Here is a 17,799-nt window from a genome sequence, read left to right as displayed (position 1 = left end):
CCCCGATCGCCCGGATACCCTGATGGTGTGAGCAGCCGTCCCCGTGTGCATCCCGATGTGCGGATCGCGCGCGGCTGCTTGCTTGCCGTCACGTCGGCGGTGTTGTCCGTCACCGCGCACACCGTCGCCGACGGTGCACTGCCACCGCTGTCGGTGGCCCTGGTGATCGCGGGTTTGACCGGCTGGACGTCCACTGCACTGGTCGATCGCACGAAAGGCACCCGCAGCGGGCGGCTGATCGGTGTGCTCGTCACGCTGGCCGCGGCCCAGCTGATCACGCACGGCCTGCTGACACTGCTCGCCCACCCGCAGCCGACGGGCGGCACGCCGATCGACGGCTGGGCCATGCTGGCCGCCCACGCCAGCGCCACCGTGATCATGGCCGTGCTGATCACCGGCGCCGAGCGTGGCCTGCTGGCGGTGCTGGCCGGGCTACGCCGCATCCTGCCGGTGGTCGTCACCTTCGGTCCACCGCGGGTGCGCGCCGTCCGCTGCCCCGCAGCCCCGACGATTCCCGCGACGTACACCGAGATCTTGCTGCGCCGGGTGCACTCCCGGCGCGGGCCACCGCACCGCTCCTGATCCCGCCCTTGACCACGGGTGCGCCCGCACCCGTGCCCGACCCATTTCTCGTGCAGATCAGGAGCAGATACCCGCATGTCCAAGACACGTCAGATCGTTCGTGCCGGCGCCGTCGCCGCTGTGTTGGCGGCGTTCGGCTTCGCCTCGCCCGGTGTGGCCTCCGCGCATGTCACCGCGCAGATCTACGGAGCACAGCCGCAACAGGGCGGCTACACCGCCATCACGCTGCGGGTGCCCAACGAGGACGACAAGGCAGGCACCGACAAGCTCACCGTGCACATCGACAAGGAGTACGCGCTGGCCAGCGTGCGGACCAAGCCGGTGCCCGGCTGGACCGCCGAGATCACCAGGAGCAAGCTGGACAAGCCGATCACCACGTCACACGGCGCCGAGGTGACCGAAGTGGTCACGTCGATCACCTGGACCGCCGAGAAGGGCAGCGAGATCCCGGCGGGCGAGGAGTCCTACCAGGAGTTCTCGTTCACCGCGGGCCCGCTGCCCGAGGTCGACCGGCTGATCCTGCCCGCCGACCAGCACTACACCAACGGCACCACGGTCAGCTGGGCCGACGAGGACCCCGAGGGTGAGAAGCCTGCCCCCGTGGTCGAGTTGGCGCCGGCTTCCGGCGACGGCCACAGCCACGGCGGAGGCGCGGCCACCGCACACGACGACGCCGACGCCAAGGCGGCCGAAAGCGAGCAGGACTCCGTGGACACCACCGCGCGCTGGCTGGGCGGCGTCGGGCTGGCGGTCGGCGCGCTCGGCGCGGGGGCCGGCATCGGCGCGGTGCTGCGCAGCCGTAAGAAGGTTTCGTCATGACCCGAGTCATCGGTCGCGGAATCGCCGCGGTCCTGACGGCTGTGCTGGCCGCCCTGCTCTCCGGCGTGCTGGCGCAGCCCGCCTGGGCGCACAACGTGCTGGTCTCCTCCAGCCCGGAGAAGGGCGCCCAGCTCGACCAGGCCCCGAGCGAGATCACGCTGACGTTCAACGCCACCGTCCAGCAGGGCCCCGGCAACCAGATCGTGGTCACCGGCCCGGACGGCAAGCAGTACGTCGACCCGAACGCCCAGGTCGCGATCAACGGGCCGGAGGTGAGCGTCCCGCTGTCCGGGCTCGGCCCGGCGGGCGAGTACACCATCGGCTACCGGATCCTGTCCGCCGACGGTCACGTGGTGCAGAACAAGCTGTCGTTCACGCTGACCAAGGACGACCCCGCCAACGCAGGCCGGCCTGGCGCCGGGGACGAGGCGCAGTCGTCCGGTGCAGCGGGCACCCAGGCGGAGGAGCCCGACGAGGGTCTGCCGCTGTGGGTGTGGATCGGTGGCGCGATCGTCCTCGTCGCCGTCGGCCTGGTGGTCGCGCTGCGGCTGGGCCGGAGCGAATCGTGACCAGCACCCCACGCACCCGAGGACGACGATGACGGAAGCGACCAGGACCCCGGCCCGCCCGCAGTACCCGGCCGTGATCACCGGCGTGACCGGTGCGCTGCTCGGCACCCTGCTCGGGCTGTCGGTGGTCAGCCTGACCCCGATCCCCGGCCTCGCCGACCCCGGGCCGGTGGTCCTGGTCGCGATCCCGCTGGTGCGCACGCTGCTCAACATCGCCGCGGTCACCACGATCGGCGTCTGCCTGCTGCCGATACTGCTCGGCTACGACCGGCCGGACCTCACCGAGCCGGTGCTGCGCCCGGCCCGCAGCACCGCGGTCGCCGCCGCCCTGGTGTGGTCGGTGAGCGCGCTGGTGGCGTTGCTGCTGCAGACCGCGGAATACCGCGGCTCGGCCGGTGCCCTGGGGATGGACGAGGTGGCCGGCTACGTCTCCGAAGTCGGGGCGGGCAAGGCGCTGCTCATCGTGGCCGGGCTCGCCTTCGCGCACTGTGTGCTGGACGTGCTGGCGGTGCGGCGCGGCGAACGCATCCCCGCCGAAGCACGCATCGGGCTGGCTCTGTTCGCGCTGCTGCCGCTGCCGATCACCGGTCACTCGTCGTCGTGGGAGTACCACGACTACACCACCATCTCGATCGAGCTGCACGTGATGGCCGCCGCGGCGTGGACCGGCGGACTGGCGGTGCTGGCCGTGCTGTTGGCAGGCAACCGTGGCTTGCTGGCCACCGCGCTGCCGCGGTTCTCCAAGCTGGCGGGGGTGTGCCTGTTCGTGGTGGCGGGCACCGGGCTGTTCAACGCGCTGGTGGAACTGCTCAGCCAGCCGTTCATGCAGTTCTGGGAAGCCCTGTTCACCACCCCGTACGGCCTGTTGGTGATCGGCAAGCTGCTGTGCATGGCCGGGCTGGGCGTGTTCGGCGCCCGCATGCGGTGGTGGCTGCTGCCCGCCATCGCCGCCCACAAGAAGTCGGCGTTCGTGGCCTGGGCCGCCGCCGAAGTGGCCGTCATGGGTGTGGCGTTCGGCCTTGCCGTGGTGCTGGCCCGCTCCCCGGTCTCCTGACGGCCCTCTCCGGACGAGCGGTCACCTTCCCGGAGACATCGCGCCAGGGCCACCCGGGGTGACTAGCCGGGCCGAACATTTCACCTCATCGAGGCACCGTTTCCGGCAAGCGGTGAGCGGCACGAATCCATCGGTGAATGAACCCGTTTGGAGTACGGATGAAAACGCGTGTGGCTAGCGGTAGCGGGTCCACACCGTCTGCGAGCGGCCAGCCCGCAAGTCGGCCAGCCGCCGGTACAGCTCCGGCCGCACCTGAGGGTTGCTGCGCAGCGTCGGCAGCACGCTGGTGGTGAGCTTCAGTTCGCGCACCGCCCGCAGCACCGGGTACCCGGGCCAGCTGAGCACGTCGAACCCATAGGCGTCGGCCAGCGCACGATGCACCGCTGCCGGCTCGCCGAACCGCTGCCCGCCCACCGCCACCGGGACCAGGTCCCAGATCCGTGGGCCGATGCCTGCCGAGTCGAAGTCGCACAACACCGGCCCGTCCGGGCCGACCAGCACGTTGCCCAGGTGGGCGTCGCCGTGCACCACCGCGTCACCGAGCGGGAACTGCAGCTCGGCCAGCCGCCGCTCGATCCGTGCGCACTCGCGCAGCAAGAACGCCCGGTCGTCCGGATCCAGTTCCTCGGCGTCCTGCAGCCGGGCCTGCACGTCCGCCAGCGGCGTCCACGGCCCGATGTCCGGCAGCGGCACCGCGTGCAGTCGTTTCAGCAGCTCGGCCAGCTCGACCGGGGTGGCGCTGCGCCCGGCCGGTTCCACCCACTGCCACACGGTGGCGGTGAACACCGGGTCGTCGCCGAGCACCGGCTGGGAAACGCCCGGGTACAGCCGCACCGCGGGCACCCCGTGCCGCTCGAGGTGTTCGGCCAGCCGCACCACTTTGGCGGCCCGGTGCATCAACGTCCGGGAGCCGACGATGCGCACCACGGCGGGGATCGAGGCCAGCGCGTACACCGCGTTGTTGGTGAACCGCAGCAGCCGCGCCCCGTGATGGTCGACGCCCAGCCGCTGGCACACCGCGCGCAGCGCGGCCTGCAACTTGTCCGGCGTGAAGCGCGGTTCCCGCTGCATGCGGTCGCTCCCCCACCCAGGGACGCCGGAAGGTCACGCCGCGAAGAATGCGTTGATGCGCTCGGCGAGGTCCCGTGCGTCCGGGTTGTTCATCCGCCGCTCCGCCTCCCGCTTGAGCGGCTTCATCCGGTCCTTGACGCGGGCCGACTTGAGGCTCTCCGCGCATTCCAGCGCCGCCCTGCCCACCTTGGCGCCGTGGTCGATGTCGCCCTCCAGCAGGTGGTTGGTGGCCAGCGCGCTCAGGTTGAACGCCTTGCTCCGCGCCATGTCGTCGCCGTAGTTCTCGATCGCCCTGGTCAGCGCGGGGATGGCGTACTTGGTGTGCTCGGTCTTGCCGGGGTGCTGGGCCAGCACCGTGTGCACCGTGCCGATCATCGCGTGCACGTCGGTCTGGTTGAAGAACTGCGCCCACGCCGGGACGTCTTCCCCGGAGGCCCGGGCGAACGTGTCCTTGGTCATGCCGAGCAGCTTCAGCGCCTGCTCCTCGTTGCCCATCATCGCGTACGCCCACGCCTCGTTGGCGCACAGCACGGCGACCGACAACTGCGAGCCGGACTCCTGCGCGGCGATCTGCCCCAGCTGGAACATCTTCAGCGCGTCGTCCGGCGACTCGTAGTGCAAGTACACCCGGCCCATCCGGTACAGGATGTTGGCCACCAACTGGTGGCTGCCGCCTTCCTTGGCCAGCTCGAGCGCCTTGGCGAAGTGCGAGCGCGCCGAGTCGACCAGGCCGGTGTCGAACGAGGTCCAGCCCGCCAGGTTGTGCAGGTCGGCGAGCGCCACGTAGAGCCGCGATTTCACCTGCTCGGTCGCGGAGGCGTTGAGCATCTGCTGGCCCCAGCCCAGCTGGGCGATCACGGCGTCCCGGCAGAAGCCGCCGCCGTACTGGTAGTCGAGCGCGCGCAGCGCTCGCGTCGCTGCTTCGACCTGACGGACGTCGGCCATCCCGATGCGGTTCGGGGCCGGCGTCACCGCCGGTCGGGGCGCAGTCCACGACCCGGAGTCCGCAGCGAACACCGTGGCCCCCATGGTGACCTGTGCGGCGTGCGCGAGAAACCTCCGTCGTTTCACCGCCTCGTCCTCCTCAGCCTGCTGCTCGTCGGCCGCACCGACGACCGTGATCTGGGTGGCCTCGTCGTAGGCCAGCCCCATGTAGCCCCTGGGGATGCCGAGGCCCTCGGCGATGCGCACCAGCACGTCGTAGGCCATCACCTGACGACCCTTGAGGATTTCCGACACCTCGGACTGCGACTGACCGGTCGCCGCGGCGATCTGGCGCTGGGAAATGCCTTCCTTGCGCAGCAACAGGTACACCTTGCTGATGTCCCGTGCCGCTAGCGCTTCCCGCATTTCCTTGGTCTCCCAGACCTTCTCGGAGACCAGGTTGGCGACCTTTTCCTCGCTGGCATCCATGGACAGGCATCCTCGTCGTGGGACTGACAAGCAGCGTAAGCAGCTCCATTCGACCACGCGAACAGCCCGAACTCCACTCTGATCGGGCCAGCCGAACTCGATCGACCGCTCGTCGGCGCCCTGGTACCGCCCAGCGCTTGTCGCCCACGCGGGGCGAGTGCGGCATCGCACTCTTGAATTCGGGCCCGGTGTGCACGGCCGGCCACACACAGCGACGGCAGGCACCGTGCGCATCCGCGACGGCGGCGCACCGAGCCGGACAGCAACCGAAGGCAAGGCGAGAGCGGAGTGACATCAGTGGACTTGGTCGGCGGTACGGCAACCCGGCGTACGAGCCCCGTTGGTCCCCGGCCGAGCCGGGTGCACCCGCTGCCGCGCACCGGCCCGGCCCCACACGCCGCTCCGGCCCGCAGGCCCGCCCCGGCGGCAGGCACCGGGTCGCCAGGGACACGGACCGGCGCCGGTGACGTCATCCGTGAGGTGGAGAACGGTCACGTCGTCTGGCGCATCGCGTGCGGCGACATGATCGGCCGCGACCGGTGCGTGACCGTGTTCGTCGACGGCGATCAGGTCGTGGTCAGCGGGCCACCGGGCGAGACGGCGCGGATGACGCCGAGCCAGGTCGGTCAGCTCGCGGCCGTGTTGCACGAAGCGGCCAGACTTGCGGAGAGGTGACGACAGCAGTGGACACGATCCTGGGGCAGGTGCTCCGCAATGCCGTCTGGGAGCGGCTGGACATGCTCTCCGATCTGGCCGAGCGCGCCGACGCCCCGTCGCTGGTCTCGGTCGCCCGTTCCGAACTTCCCCGGCTGACCGAGGCGTGGAAGGCGATTCTCCGGTCCCACGAGCCCGACGAGCGCGGCGACTGTCCGACCTGCTCGACCCGCTGGCGCCGGTGCAAGGCGCCGTGCTCGGTGTGGCAGGCCGCGCACGAGCACCTGGTCGCCGGCGGTCTGGCCCCGCACCCGCCGCACCAGCGCGACCACCGGTCAGCGCAGCACCAGCCCCGACCCGCCGTCCACCCCGGACGACGTGCCCTGCGCGCCGGTGTGTCCACCGCCGGATTGCATTCCGGCTGATCGCATCGCCGGCCGGTTCCCCCGCAGCGACCGTCCACCGCCCCCGCGGACGGACTCCGCTGACGGCCGGCATGTTCCCTCCCCGCCCCTTACCCCGACATCCACGGGCCGGTGCCGCAGTGCACCTCTCCCCCGACCGGCACCGGCCCGTGGACCCGTGTGGTCGAGGCATGTGTCCCGTTCGTCGTCTTACCAGCTGCGCTACCCCATTCGTGTCGTGCGCGCTGCTCTAGAGTTGGGCGCAGGAGAGCCCGAACGTTGGGGGTGGAACCGCGTGGTAGGAGAGCAGCTCACGTCGCTTCGGCGGCAACCGGTGCAGCAGCGCAGCGCGTTGCGCGTGGCGCGCATGCTGGACGCCGCGGCCGAGCTGCTCGACGAAGTCGGCTACGAACGGCTCACCACCACGGCGATCGCCAAGCGAGCAGGTGTCGCGGTGGGCTCGCTGTACCAGTTCTTCCCGGACAAGCGGGCCGTGGTGCAGGCGCTGACCCAGCGCAACCTGGAGCGCTTCATGTCGCTGGCCGCCGAACGGCTGGCGGCGGTCGATCACCAGCACTGGTGGGACGTGGTGGACGGGCTGCTGGACATCTACCTGGAGATGCACCACGAGACGCCCGGCTTCTCCCGCATCCACTTCGGGGACGCGGTGGACCCCCGGTTGCTGGACGGCAGCCGCACCAACAACGACGTGGTCGCCGAGGCGCTGATGGAGCTGCTCACCGGGCGGATCGACCTACCGCCGGAGCAGGTGGTGGCGCCGATCAAGGTGGCGGTGGAGGTCGCGGACGCGCTGTTGAAGTACGCGTTCCGGGCCGACCCGAAGGGCGATCCGGCCGTCATCGAGGAGACCAAGCACCTGATCAAGATCTACCTGGAAAGCCGTTTCGGCCAGTGACCTCGCCCGGCTCCGGGTCCGTGGCCAGGCGCGCGTGCCGCTCGACGTCGTAGCGTTTGTCGCCGTAGCGCAGCCGGGACCGCTCGATCCCTTCGGCGGCGTATCCGGCGGCGCGCGCGACCCGGCACGAAGCGGTGTTGTCCACCCGGTGTCCCAGCTCGAGGCGGAACAGGCCGAGCTCGTCGAACGCCCATCGGGAGATCGCGCGCACGCTGCGCACCGCCAGTCCCTTGCCGCGCGCCTGCGGCAGCAACCAGTAGGCGACCCATCCGGTGGAGTGGCGCGGCTCGATGTGCGAGACGGTCACCAGGCCGAGCGCCTCGTCGTTCTCGCCGCAAATCGCCCACGCGTGTGCGGTGCCCGCGGCGCTGTCCGCGCCACGATCCTGGATCCACTTCTCGGCCTCGTCCAGTGATGAGATCGGCTGGACGAACTGCTGCTGCAGGGACGGCTCCTGGGCGGCGGCAAGCAGCATCGGCGCGTCGTCCATCCGCCACGCCCGGAGCCAGTTCTCGGGCGGCTTGGGCATACCCCGACCCTTACCCGACCGGCCACCCCACGGCAACCGAATTGATCAGCGACGGCTGCGGTGCCTGCTGTCAGCCGAAGTTCACACCCTCGCCGCGATAGGTCGGCACGACCTCCTCCACCTTGTCGCCCACGACCACGTGGTAGGCGTCGAACCGTTCGGCGAGCTCGCCTGCCTTGGCGTGCCGCATCCACACTCGGTCACCGACGGCCAGCTGACGCGCCGCCGACCCCACCACCGGCGTCTGCACTTCGCCCGCGCCCTCGAGCGCGGTGAGCTTCAACCCGTCCGGCAGGTAAGGCGCAGGCTGCCGGTCCGGCCCCGGCGGGCCCGAGGCGATGTAGCCGCCGGCGAACAGGGTCGCCACGTCCGGCGCCGGTTTGCGCACCACGGGCAGGGCGAACACCACCGCCGGTTGCGGACGGAACCGGGAGTACTGGTCGAACAACGTCGGGCCGATCAGCCCGGACCCGGCGGTGACCTCGGTGACCGACGGATCCGCCGTGGTGGTCTCCAGGCTGCCGGTGCCGCCGCCGTTGACGAACTCCAGGTCGGCGACCGCCCGCACGGCACGGACCGCGGCGCCGCGCCGCTCGGTCAGCTCGGCAGCCGACCGGCGCTGGATCGACCGCATCAGCGCGGACTTCATCGGATTGCCCGCTTTGTCGCCGACCCCGGCGATCTGGCCTTCGTAGCCCATCAGCCCGACCAGCTGGAATCCGTCCCTGGCCACCACCGCGCGGGCCAGCGCGGCCGCTTGCACCGCGGTGAACACCGGCGACCGCCGTGTCCCGATGTGCACGCCGGGCAGCGGCCGCCAGGACACGTCCAGTTCGATGCACACCCGCAACGGCGGGTGGTTCCGGCCGAGCACGTTCTCGATCAGGTCGAGGTGGTCGGTGGAGTCGACCATCAACGTGATGGCCGAGCACGCCTCCGGGCTCGCGGCCAGCGCACGCAGCGCGGCGGCATCGACCGTGGGATAGCCGACCAGGATGTCGTCGGAGACGGCGTTGCGGTGCAGCCAGAGCGCCTCGGCCAGCGAATACGCCATGACGCCCTCGGTCGCCGGGTGGCTGAGAGCACGGTCCAGCAGAAACCGGCAGCGCACGGACTTGCTGGCCACCCGGATCGGCCTGCCGTGCGCCCGAGCGGCCAGCGTCGCGAGGTTGTCGTCGAACGCCCGCAGGTCGACGATGGCCAGCGGGGCCTCCACTGCGGCGGTCGCGGCGTCGTATGCCCGCCGCAGGGCAGAGCGGTCGGACACCTGGGCAGCGCTGGTCGGAGGGCTCACCATGGACGAAAGCGTACCCGCTCGAACGGCCATACATGAAAGGTTTTCGCGTATGATCCGGCTGTGCACTCCGACACCGAAGGCAGGCGGACAGCCATGAGGCAGTGGTCGAACTGGGCAGGGACCGCCGTGGCCGCGCCATGCGTGGTTCACCGGCCATCGGATCTCGACGGCATCGTCACCGCGGTGAAAGCGGCCGCCAACGCCGGGCGCCGCATCCGCCCGTTGGGCAGCGGGCATTCCTTCACGCCGATCGCCGCGACCGACGACCACGCGGTGGACCTGAGCCGGTACACCGGTGTGGTCGACGTCGACATGGCCTCCCGGCAGGTGACCGTGCGCGCGGGCACGACGTTGCGCCAGCTGAACCGCATCCTGGACGCCCTGGGGCTGGCCATGGAGAACATGGGCGACATCGACAAGCAGACCATCTCCGGGGCGATCTCCACCGGCACTCACGGCACCGGCGCGAAGTTCGGCGGGCTGGCCACCCAGATCGCCGCGCTGGAGCTGGTCACCGCCGACGGGTCGGTGGTCCGCTGCTCACCCAGCGAGCGCCCGGAGCTGTTCGCCGCGGCCAGGGTCGGCCTCGGCGCGTTCGGCATCATCAGCACGGTCACGATCACCTGCGTTCCTGCGTTCGCGCTGGCTGCCCAGGAGGCGCCGGACCGCCTGGATGCCGTGCTGGAGCGGTTCGACGACGAGATCAGGTCGAACGACCACTTCGAGTTCTACTGGTTTCCGCACAGCGACAAGACGCTGATCAAGCGGAACAACCGGCTGCCCGCCGGCGAACAGCCGCGGCCGTTGAACAAGGCCAGGCAGTACGTCGAGTACGGCCTGATCGAGAACCAGCTGTTCGGCGCGGTGTGCCGGACGCTGCGGGCGGTTCCGAAGCTGACCAAGCCGGCGCAGCGGGTGATGACGAACGTGCTGTCCGAGCGCCGGTACAGCGACGTGTCGCACCGGGTCTTCGTGACCAGGCGCGACGTGCGCTTCGTCGAGTCCGAATACGCCGTGCCACGCGAGGAAGTCGTCGGCGTGATCACCGAGCTGCGGAAGGCGGTGGCGAAACTGTCCACCCCCGTTGCGTTCCCGGTGGAGATTCGGGTGGCGGCACCGGACGACATCTGGCTGTCGACCGGATACCAGCGGGCCAGCGGCTACATCGCCGTGCACCAGTTCCAGGGCATGCCGTACGACGAGTACTTCGCGGTCTTCGAATCGATCGTGAACAGCGTCGGTGGCCGGCCACACTGGGGGAAGATGCACAGCCTGGACGCCGCGATGCTGCGCAGCCGGTATCCGAGGTTCGACGACTTCCTCGCGGTGCGGGACGCCCTCGACCCGGAACGTCGCTTCGGCAACGCCTACCTGGAGCGAGTGCTCGGCTGACCGCGGCGCCGCCCGAGCTGGCCAGCGGTGCCGAGCGGCTCCGTCCGGTGCTGCGATGCTTCGCTGCCCGGCGCGACACCCGCCCGGCTACCGCTTTCCCGGCCAGATCACCAAACGCGCTCCTGGATGACGGCCGGGTCCAACTGCACGCACTGCGGCGCTTCGGCGGATCAGGCAGTTCCCGGCCCGCTGAGGAGGGCGTTCGATGCTCGATCGAGCAATCATTGGCCAGGTCGTCGCCTGGTCAGACCCGCGCCACCGCCGCCACGGCCTGCGGGATGGCGACATCACCGCTGATCACTTCCAGCGTCTGCCGCGTGGTGCCCGGCTCGTCCAGCAGCTCCAGCAGCAGCGCCGCGACGTCGGCGCGCGGAATGGTGCCGTAGTCGACGGACTCGGCGAGGTGCACTTTTCCGATCGGTTCGTCGTCGGTGAGCCTGCCCGGGCGCAGGATCGTCCAGTCCAGATCGCGGGAGCGCAGGTCCTCCTCCGCGGCCGCCTTGGCCGTCAGATACGCGGCGAAGACCTCTCCGACCACGTCCGGTTGGCTGGCACGCTCCAGGCCCATCGCACTGATTTGTACGTGTCGCCGCACCCCGGCGAGCTCGCACGCCTCGGCGAACAGCACCGCGGCGGCTCGATCCACGGTGTCCTTGCGCGCGGCGCCGCTTCCCGGGCCTGCTCCCGCGGCGAACACCGCCGCGTCCGCGCCACGCACCGCGTCGGCCACGTCTTCCACCGACGCCGCCTCCAGGTCGAGCACCACCGGCTGCGCGCCGGACAGATCGTCGGCGTGATCGGGATTGCGGATGATGCCCACGGCCTCGTCCCCGCGGGCGACAAGCAAAGCTGACAGCTTGCGGGCGATTTTTCCGTGCCCGCCGGCAATGACTACACGCACTACTTCACGCAAGCAGAGACTTCGGCGGTGGTCAACAACTGGTCGTAGGCCACCTCGTCGATCCACCTGCTGTTGGCGTCGCTGGCCGGCACGATCCGGCCGCTGTCGCCCGCCAGGTCCCGGTGCACCTCGGCGGACTCGTCGACCGACAGCACCGCGATCCCGTACGCCCGGGCGCGCGGCAGGCAGTTGTTCACGTAGTCGTGAGTCATCAGCGTCGCGGAGGGCAGCACGACGGCGGTCGGGAAGTAGCGGGTGAGCGGCACCGTCCAGGCCAGCGCCGTCCGCCAGTGCCGGGCCACCGCGACGGCGCCGACGACGTCCACCGCGGGCGCGGGCGCGGTGCGCTCGAGCTCCGGCCAGATCCAGGTCGCCACGGTGGCGCGGTCGGTGACCGGGCCGACGCCCGTGGCGATGCGTTCGGCGTGCACGTCGGTGCGCAGCCGGGCAATGAGGTGGACGCGGCGGCCGAACAGGTTGGCTTCCGGCAGCACCACACCGTCCCAGCCGAGCTGCTCGGCGGCGGCCGCGGCAAGATCGATGCGTTCGGTCGGCAGCGGCCCAGGGGCGCCGATCGGCGCGGGCCGACGGCGACGACGCGCGGCAAGCTCTTGCGGGTCTGAACTGGTGCGTCCCTGGGGAACCTGCACGAGGCCACCTCTCTGTACGAACGTGCCCTCCCGACGTTCGCGCCGGGCCCGGGTTACTCCCGGTGATGTTCGTGGCGCCGCCGTGAAAGCGACCCAGCACCTTGGGTACCAAGCCCGCCCCGTGCTCGTCTGCCCTCCAGCCGCACGCGTGCGATTGACGGCATCGATGCGTCGGTAACCGGTCGACGGACGGCAGAAAATCTTCGGTCCAACGGTGCGGCCGTAAGGGTGAGCACCACGGTGAAGGGAGGACAACCGACACGCTCCGTCACCAGCGATGACCGGCAGTCGGCACGATCCGGGACTTGCCACTCACCCACGTCGAGCGGGGTGCCGACACGATCCGGTAGGCCGGCGGCGCTTGTCGCGACGGCCCGGCCCGCGTCGGCGCCGCGCTGCCCTCCGGACCGCATCTCTCGCCTGCCCTCCGGACGGCATCTCCCGCCTGACCCGCCCCGCGTCCACGGCCTCGCCCAGGGCCCTCAATGTCCACAGCAGCCCCTCAGAGCCTGCCCGCCTCCACAGCCCCCTCCACCCTCCGCTCCAAACCCGCGACCGCCGCTGCGGTTCTCCGCCAGCTTCCGCCGTGCCCCCACCAGCGCTTTCTGGATCGATCAGGCGCATACGAGGCGTTTGTCACCCCTGGCCGCCGAACTCTCGGTCGTCGGGCTCGGCCGGACTTATGGTGGTCACGCCCGGCCCGGCCGGCGAAGCCACAGACATGGAGGTCGCATTGCGTTCGCCGAAGGACTTCTTCGCTCCCCTGGCCATCGGAGCCCCCGAGCCGCTGCGGGAGATCCCGTTCCGGCCCTCCCGCATGATCCACTTCTTCGACCCGAGCAACGAGAAGATGCGGGCCAAGGTCCCGGACCTGGTACCGAAGGTGGACGTCCTGCTCGGCAACCTGGAGGACGCGGTCGCGGCGGACCGGAAGGAGGCCGCGCGGGCGGGCCTGGTCGAGGTGGCCAAGTCGACCGACATGGGCGGGACCCAGCTGTGGACCAGGGTGAACAGCCTCGACTCGCCGTGGGTACTGGACGACCTGATCACGCTGGTGACCGAGATCGGCGACAAGCTCGACGTGATCATGGTCCCGAAGGTGGAGGGTCCGCAGGACATCCACTACGTGGACCGGCTGCTGGCCCAGCTGGAGGCGCGCGCCGGACTGACCAAGCCGCTGCTGGTGCACGCGATCCTGGAGACCGCCAGCGGGGTGGCCAACGTCGAGGAGATCGCCGGCGCCAGCCCCCGCATGCAGGGCATCTCGCTCGGCCCGGCGGACCTGGCCGCCAGCCGCCGGATGAAGACCACCCGGGTCGGCGGCGGGCACCCCGGCTACCTGGTGCGCACCGACCCGGTGTCGGACGACTTGCACGAGGGCCGCACCACCGCCCAGCAGGATCTCTGGCACTACACCGTGGCGCGCATGGTCGATGCCTGTGCGATGCACGGGATCCTGCCGTACTACGGTCCGTACGGGGACATCCGGGACGTCGTCGGCTGTGAAGACCAGTTCCGCAACGCCTTCCTGCTCGGCTGCGTCGGGGCGTGGAGCCTGCACCCGGTGCAGATCGAAATCGCCAAGAAGGTGTTCTCCCCGGATCCCAAGGACGTGGCATGGGCGCGCCGGGTCATCGCCGCCATGGGGGACGGCACCGGGGCGGTGATGATCGACGGCAAGATGCAGGACGACGCCACGTTCAAGCAGTGCAAGGTGGTCGCCGATCTGGCCGACCAGCTGGCCGCACGGGATCCGGAACTGAAGGCCGCTTACGACGCGGCGACCAAGGAGGCACTGGGGCAGTGACCGAAGCGACGGAGAGGACGACGGGGCAGCCGGTGCAGACCGGGGATGCGGAGCGAAACAGCGGACAGTCGATCCGCCCGCGCCGGTCGGTGCTCTACATGCCGGGTGCCAACGCGCGTGCGCTGGAGAAGGCCAAGACGCTGCCCGCGGATGCCCTGATCCTCGACTTGGAAGACGCGGTGGCGCCGGACGCCAAGGAAGAGGCGCGGGAGCGAGTGTGCGCCGCGGCTGCCTCCGGCGAGTACGGGTCCCGTGAGGTCACCATCCGGGTCAACGGGTTGGACACCGAGTGGCACGAGGCCGACCTGCGCGAGGCCGCCAAGGCCGGCCCGCACGGCATCGTGGTGCCGAAGATCAACTCGGCCGCCCAGGTGCACAACATCGAGCGGGCGCTGGAGCTGAACGGGGCGCCGGAGCACACCACGATCTGGGCGATGCTGGAGACCCCGGTCGCGGTGCTGCACGCCGAGGAGATCGCCGCCGCGTCGCCCCGGCTCACCGTGCTGGTGATGGGCACCAACGACCTGGCCAAGGAGCTGCACGCCGAGTTCGTGCCCGGCCGGGGACCGCTGCTCGGCGCGCTGTCCACGGCCGTCCTGGCGGCCAGGGCCACCGGGAAGGCCATCCTGGACGGCGTCTTCAACGACGTGAAGGACGCCGAGGGATTCGCCGCGGAGTGCCGGCAGGGCAGGCAGATGGGGTTCGACGGCAAGACGCTGATCCACCCGTCGCAGATCGAACCGTGCAACGAGGCGTTCGCACCGTCGGAGGAGGAAGTCGAGTACTCCAGGAAAGTCATCGCCGCCTTCGAAGCCGCGCAGGCCGAGGGCAAGGGTGTCGTGACAGTCGACGGGCGGATGATCGAGAACCTGCACGTCGACAACGCGCGCCGCATCCTTGCGCTGCACGAGGCCATCACCCAGCGAGCGGACTGACGGCCCAGCGCCCGGGCCCGAAGTGGCGGCGACGGCCCAACACCCGGACCCGGCAGCGTCGGCGGTCCAGCGCTCGGGCCTGGCGTGGCGTCGACCTGCACCCCGGCTCGGAAGTGGGACGGTCCCGCCCGTCGCCCCAAAACCGATGTCGGTGAGCAGGCCACGGCGCATCGGCCGCTCGACCAAGGACCGTCGTGCACGACGTGATCGAACTCGGAAGCCTGCACTCGGCTCGGCAATGGCGCACTGGCCTTCCAGCGCTCGGCCCGGCGGTTGTGCGGCGGCTCAACTGTCAGTTGGACCAGTCGGACCGGGCGCCGGCGGCGACGTCGTCGGAGCAAGACCGTGGGACGGGTGAGCGTGCAGCCGAAGTCACGGTCCAGCGCTTCGGCCCAGCAGCAGCGCCCGCCCTGCCCCCCAGCCCGGCAGTGGTGTCCGCCCTGCACTCAGCCCGACACCAGGGTCCCCACACCGCTCCTGCTCGGAACTGACCTCGGAACTGACACGGTGACGGTCCAACAGCAGTGCCCGTCCCGCTTCCGGCCCGACGGCGTGGTGCCGGTCGTACGCTCCGGTCCGACACCAGGGTCCGCGCACCGCTCCGGCTCGGTGTGGAGTCGTCATCGTGCGCACCATCGGCGAAGGCCACAGCGACGGGCACCGGCAACTCCGAGCGACAGGTCGCGGCGACAGCGATGACCGCGAGCATCGCCCGTACCGATGTCAGCCGAGTGTCCGCCGGAACAGCGCCTGCAATTCCTCGTAGTGGCGTTCCGCCGCTGCCTCGTCGTACACCGACGTGTCGGCCATGGTGAAGCCGTGCCGAGCGCCCGAGTAGACCGCACCGGAATAGCGGACTCCGGCCGCCGCCATGTCGGCCGCGACCTTCTCGATCGCCTCCTGCGGCATGGACCCGTCCTGGTCGGCATACCCCGCGAGCACCTCGGCGCGCACGTGCGGGATGCACAGATGGGCGCTGTCCTCGTCGTCGGTCACCAGACCACCGACGTGAAACATGCCGACTGCGGCCACATCGTCCGGAGCCTGCGCTGCGGCGCGCAGCGCCAACCGGCCGCCCATGCAGTATCCGACCGTTCCGATGGGACCGGGCCGGACGTGCTCGACGTCGCGAAGCGCTGCCAGATACGCCTCGAAATCCCGCGCCGCCCTGTCCGGCGTGTGCTGCTCGACCAGCCGAAGCACGGCAGGCATGAACCGCTCGCGCTCGCCCGGCCGGCGAAGGTCGCCCTTTGGGGCCAGATCGGCCGCCCGCCCGTGCCGATAGAAGACATTGGGCGCGAGCACCACGTACCCCCAACCGGCGATGCGGTCGGCCATCAACTCGATCTGCGGCCGGAGACCGATGGCGTCCATGAAGAGGATCACCCCCGGGTACGTCCCGCCTTCCGGATGGGACAGGTATGCCTCGGCGGTGCCGTCGGCGGTGGTGATCTCGATGCGACGTCCGCTGGTGGCCATGGGCAGCTCCTCCACTGATCGGCGGGGCAACTTACCGCGGCGATCTTCGCCCACATCAGCAGCGACGGGAAGCCGCACCCGAACCGAATGGAGCCATTGCCGTCACAAGAGGCCGTCCGAGCGCACGTCCGGCTCCACTCGCATTAACGCGGGTGGCCGATGCGAGTACGGCCACCCTGATCAAACGCGGACAGGGGACGAAAGCGCGCTGCCCCCCCCCGGAGCACCAGGCACCCGCAGCGGACGTGCCACGGACCACGGTCTCAGTCGCGGTGACAATCATCACGGCGCGACCCGGTCCATCGGGCACGACATCGTGGACAGCTGAGGTGAGCCGCCCTGGTCCCGCACGACCCCGGCCCTTCGGGCACGAAAAAACCCGGTACAGCACCTGTACCGGGTTCCTCGGCCTCTGTGGTGGGCGAGGAGGGAGTTGAACCCTCACGTCCTTTCGGACACACGGACCTGAACCGTGCGCGTCTGCCATTCCGCCACTCGCCCGAGCAACGAATGCCTGCATAGCTTAACCGGTGCCGTTTCGGCCCCGCACAGCGGGGCGGTCATAGTGGTGTGAGGACCGTCCCTCGCCTGGTCCAGGCCGATGCCCGGGCAAGGTCCAGGCACCGTCGGCGGGGGCGAGGACCCCGGCCGTACGGGTCACTGGAGGCGTGAAGTCTTCCCACGTCGGCTGCCGGTGACCGGGACGACGGATACCATCAGGTGGTTGAGGAGAAGGTGTGAAGGAGGGCTAGTCGGTGGGCCGCGTCGAGCGCTTTGACCGGCGACTTGAGCGCCTCGTCGGAAACACCTTCGCCCGGCTGTTCGGCGGAAGAGTCGTCACCCAGGAGGTTGCCCACGCGCTGGAGCGAGAGGCCGAGGACAACATCCGCGAGCTCGCGGGCGGTCGACAACTCGCGCCGAATCATTACATTGTGTCCTTGGGCCCCTCCGATCACGACCAGATGGCAGGTGATGAGCAGCGTGTCACGACCGCGCTGGCCAATGCCGTCGCGGAGCATCTCGCGGAGCACGGTTGGGACACTTATGGTGACGTCGTAGTCTCGCTTGAACGCGATGACGCGCTGCACACCGGTCAGTTCCGGACACGTTCCTCCGTGAACCCCGACGTGCAGAGGAAGAACGAGGGACAGTCAGCACAGTCAGCTAGACCCGGCAACGCAGGAGACCGAGTAATGAGTCAGCCCCCCGGCTACGGCCAATACGACCCGGCCGACCCGTACGGCCAGCATGGCCAGTACGGCTACGGACAGAGCCAGCCCGGGTACGACCAGGGCGGCTACGGCCAGCCCGGCTACGACCAAGGCGG

Annotated in this window: 18 protein-coding genes and 1 tRNA gene; 11 read left to right on the top strand and 8 right to left on the bottom strand. The window is 70.3% G+C overall.

The window, feature by feature from the left end:
• Window positions 1-27 precede the first annotated feature (27 nt).
• From YWY_RS0114820 to YWY_RS0114805, 4 genes are all read left to right on the top strand, one after another.
• Window positions 28-582: a hypothetical protein gene (locus tag YWY_RS0114820; RefSeq protein WP_156899277.1), complete on the top strand. Its 555-nt coding sequence runs from the start codon at window positions 28-30 to the stop codon at window positions 580-582.
• Between the two features lie 75 nt (window positions 583-657).
• Window positions 658-1,401: a YcnI family copper-binding membrane protein gene (locus YWY_RS0114815; protein ID WP_028848253.1), complete on the top strand. Its 744-nt coding sequence runs from the start codon at window positions 658-660 to the stop codon at window positions 1,399-1,401.
• On the top strand, window positions 1,398-1,970 hold the full coding sequence (locus YWY_RS0114810) for a copper resistance CopC family protein (protein ID WP_038045414.1): 573 nt from the start codon (window positions 1,398-1,400) through the stop codon (window positions 1,968-1,970). The genes YWY_RS0114815 and YWY_RS0114810 overlap by 4 nt, the downstream gene beginning before the upstream one ends.
• A 28-nt stretch (window positions 1,971-1,998) precedes the next feature.
• Complete coding sequence (locus YWY_RS0114805) at window positions 1,999-3,024, top strand: copper resistance D family protein (protein ID WP_028848251.1); 1,026 nt, start codon at window positions 1,999-2,001, stop codon at window positions 3,022-3,024.
• Between the two features lie 174 nt (window positions 3,025-3,198).
• Here the strand turns inward: YWY_RS0114805 and YWY_RS0114800 are convergent, their stop codons facing one another.
• Both YWY_RS0114800 and YWY_RS0114795 read right to left on the bottom strand, forming a co-directional pair.
• Window positions 3,199-4,095, bottom strand: coding sequence for a phosphotransferase enzyme family protein (locus YWY_RS0114800; RefSeq protein ID WP_028848250.1), 897 nt, complete (start codon window positions 4,093-4,095; stop codon window positions 3,199-3,201).
• 33 nt (window positions 4,096-4,128) lie between these two features.
• Window positions 4,129-5,508, bottom strand: a complete 1,380-nt coding sequence (locus YWY_RS0114795) for a helix-turn-helix transcriptional regulator (RefSeq protein ID WP_028848249.1) — start codon at window positions 5,506-5,508, stop codon at window positions 4,129-4,131.
• Between the two features lie 480 nt (window positions 5,509-5,988).
• Between YWY_RS0114795 and YWY_RS24170 the strand changes: the two genes are divergently transcribed.
• From YWY_RS24170 to YWY_RS0114780, 3 genes are all read left to right on the top strand, one after another.
• Complete coding sequence (locus tag YWY_RS24170) at window positions 5,989-6,183, top strand: hypothetical protein (protein ID WP_156899275.1); 195 nt, start codon at window positions 5,989-5,991, stop codon at window positions 6,181-6,183.
• Between the two features lie 8 nt (window positions 6,184-6,191).
• Window positions 6,192-6,587, top strand: a complete 396-nt coding sequence (locus YWY_RS0114785) for a hypothetical protein (RefSeq protein ID WP_028848247.1) — start codon at window positions 6,192-6,194, stop codon at window positions 6,585-6,587.
• Window positions 6,588-6,861: 274 nt separating this feature from the next.
• Entirely contained in the window at window positions 6,862-7,482 is a 621-nt protein-coding gene (locus tag YWY_RS0114780; protein ID WP_028848246.1) for a TetR/AcrR family transcriptional regulator, read from the top strand.
• Here the strand turns inward: YWY_RS0114780 and YWY_RS22180 are convergent.
• Both YWY_RS22180 and YWY_RS0114770 read right to left on the bottom strand, forming a co-directional pair.
• On the bottom strand, window positions 7,448-8,011 hold the full coding sequence (locus YWY_RS22180; RefSeq protein ID WP_051310298.1) for a GNAT family N-acetyltransferase: 564 nt from the start codon (window positions 8,009-8,011) through the stop codon (window positions 7,448-7,450). The genes YWY_RS0114780 and YWY_RS22180 overlap by 35 nt on opposite strands.
• 70 nt (window positions 8,012-8,081) lie before the next feature.
• The gene (locus YWY_RS0114770; RefSeq protein ID WP_051310297.1) at window positions 8,082-9,308 is read right to left on the bottom strand and encodes an alanine racemase; all 1,227 of its coding nucleotides are present in this window, start codon (window positions 9,306-9,308) and stop codon (window positions 8,082-8,084) included.
• A 93-nt stretch (window positions 9,309-9,401) separates the two neighbouring features.
• Between YWY_RS0114770 and YWY_RS0114765 the strand changes: the two genes are divergently transcribed.
• The gene (locus tag YWY_RS0114765; RefSeq protein ID WP_028848244.1) at window positions 9,402-10,700 is read left to right on the top strand and encodes a D-arabinono-1,4-lactone oxidase; all 1,299 of its coding nucleotides are present in this window, start codon (window positions 9,402-9,404) and stop codon (window positions 10,698-10,700) included.
• A gap of 244 nt (window positions 10,701-10,944) precedes the next feature.
• Here the strand turns inward: YWY_RS0114765 and YWY_RS0114760 are convergent, their stop codons facing one another.
• The gene (locus tag YWY_RS0114760) at window positions 10,945-11,601 is read right to left on the bottom strand and encodes an SDR family oxidoreductase (RefSeq protein WP_028848243.1); all 657 of its coding nucleotides are present in this window, start codon (window positions 11,599-11,601) and stop codon (window positions 10,945-10,947) included.
• Complete coding sequence (locus tag YWY_RS0114755) at window positions 11,601-12,251, bottom strand: hypothetical protein (RefSeq protein ID WP_051310296.1); 651 nt, start codon at window positions 12,249-12,251, stop codon at window positions 11,601-11,603. The genes YWY_RS0114760 and YWY_RS0114755 overlap by 1 nt, the downstream gene beginning before the upstream one ends.
• A 733-nt stretch (window positions 12,252-12,984) precedes the next feature.
• On the opposite strand from YWY_RS0114755, the gene YWY_RS0114750 reads away from it, so the two are divergent.
• Both YWY_RS0114750 and YWY_RS0114745 read left to right on the top strand, forming a co-directional pair.
• Entirely contained in the window at window positions 12,985-14,058 is a 1,074-nt protein-coding gene (locus tag YWY_RS0114750; protein ID WP_028848241.1) for an HpcH/HpaI aldolase/citrate lyase family protein, read from the top strand.
• Window positions 14,059-14,129: 71 nt separating this feature from the next.
• The gene (locus YWY_RS0114745) at window positions 14,130-14,993 is read left to right on the top strand and encodes an HpcH/HpaI aldolase/citrate lyase family protein (RefSeq protein ID WP_028848240.1); all 864 of its coding nucleotides are present in this window, start codon (window positions 14,130-14,132) and stop codon (window positions 14,991-14,993) included.
• Between the two features lie 723 nt (window positions 14,994-15,716).
• Here YWY_RS0114745 and YWY_RS0114740 read toward each other — a convergent pair.
• Together YWY_RS0114740 and YWY_RS0114735 are read right to left on the bottom strand one after the other, a co-directional pair.
• Window positions 15,717-16,472: a dienelactone hydrolase family protein gene (locus tag YWY_RS0114740; RefSeq protein WP_038045565.1), complete on the bottom strand. Its 756-nt coding sequence runs from the start codon at window positions 16,470-16,472 to the stop codon at window positions 15,717-15,719.
• Between the two features lie 415 nt (window positions 16,473-16,887).
• Window positions 16,888-16,973: transfer RNA gene (locus tag YWY_RS0114735), tRNA-Leu, on the bottom strand.
• 254 nt (window positions 16,974-17,227) lie between these two features.
• Between YWY_RS0114735 and YWY_RS22175 the strand changes: the two genes are divergently transcribed.
• A partial coding sequence (locus YWY_RS22175; protein WP_038045563.1) for a DUF3662 domain-containing protein occupies window positions 17,228-17,799 on the top strand: 572 nt, incomplete at its 3' end.

This window comes from Thermocrispum agreste DSM 44070, from assembly GCF_000427905.1.
In the GTDB taxonomy this organism is placed as follows: Bacteria; Actinomycetota; Actinomycetes; order Mycobacteriales; family Pseudonocardiaceae; genus Thermocrispum; species Thermocrispum agreste.
Note: the sequence above shows the minus strand (reverse complement) of the source record. Positions and strands in the feature narration are given on the sequence as shown.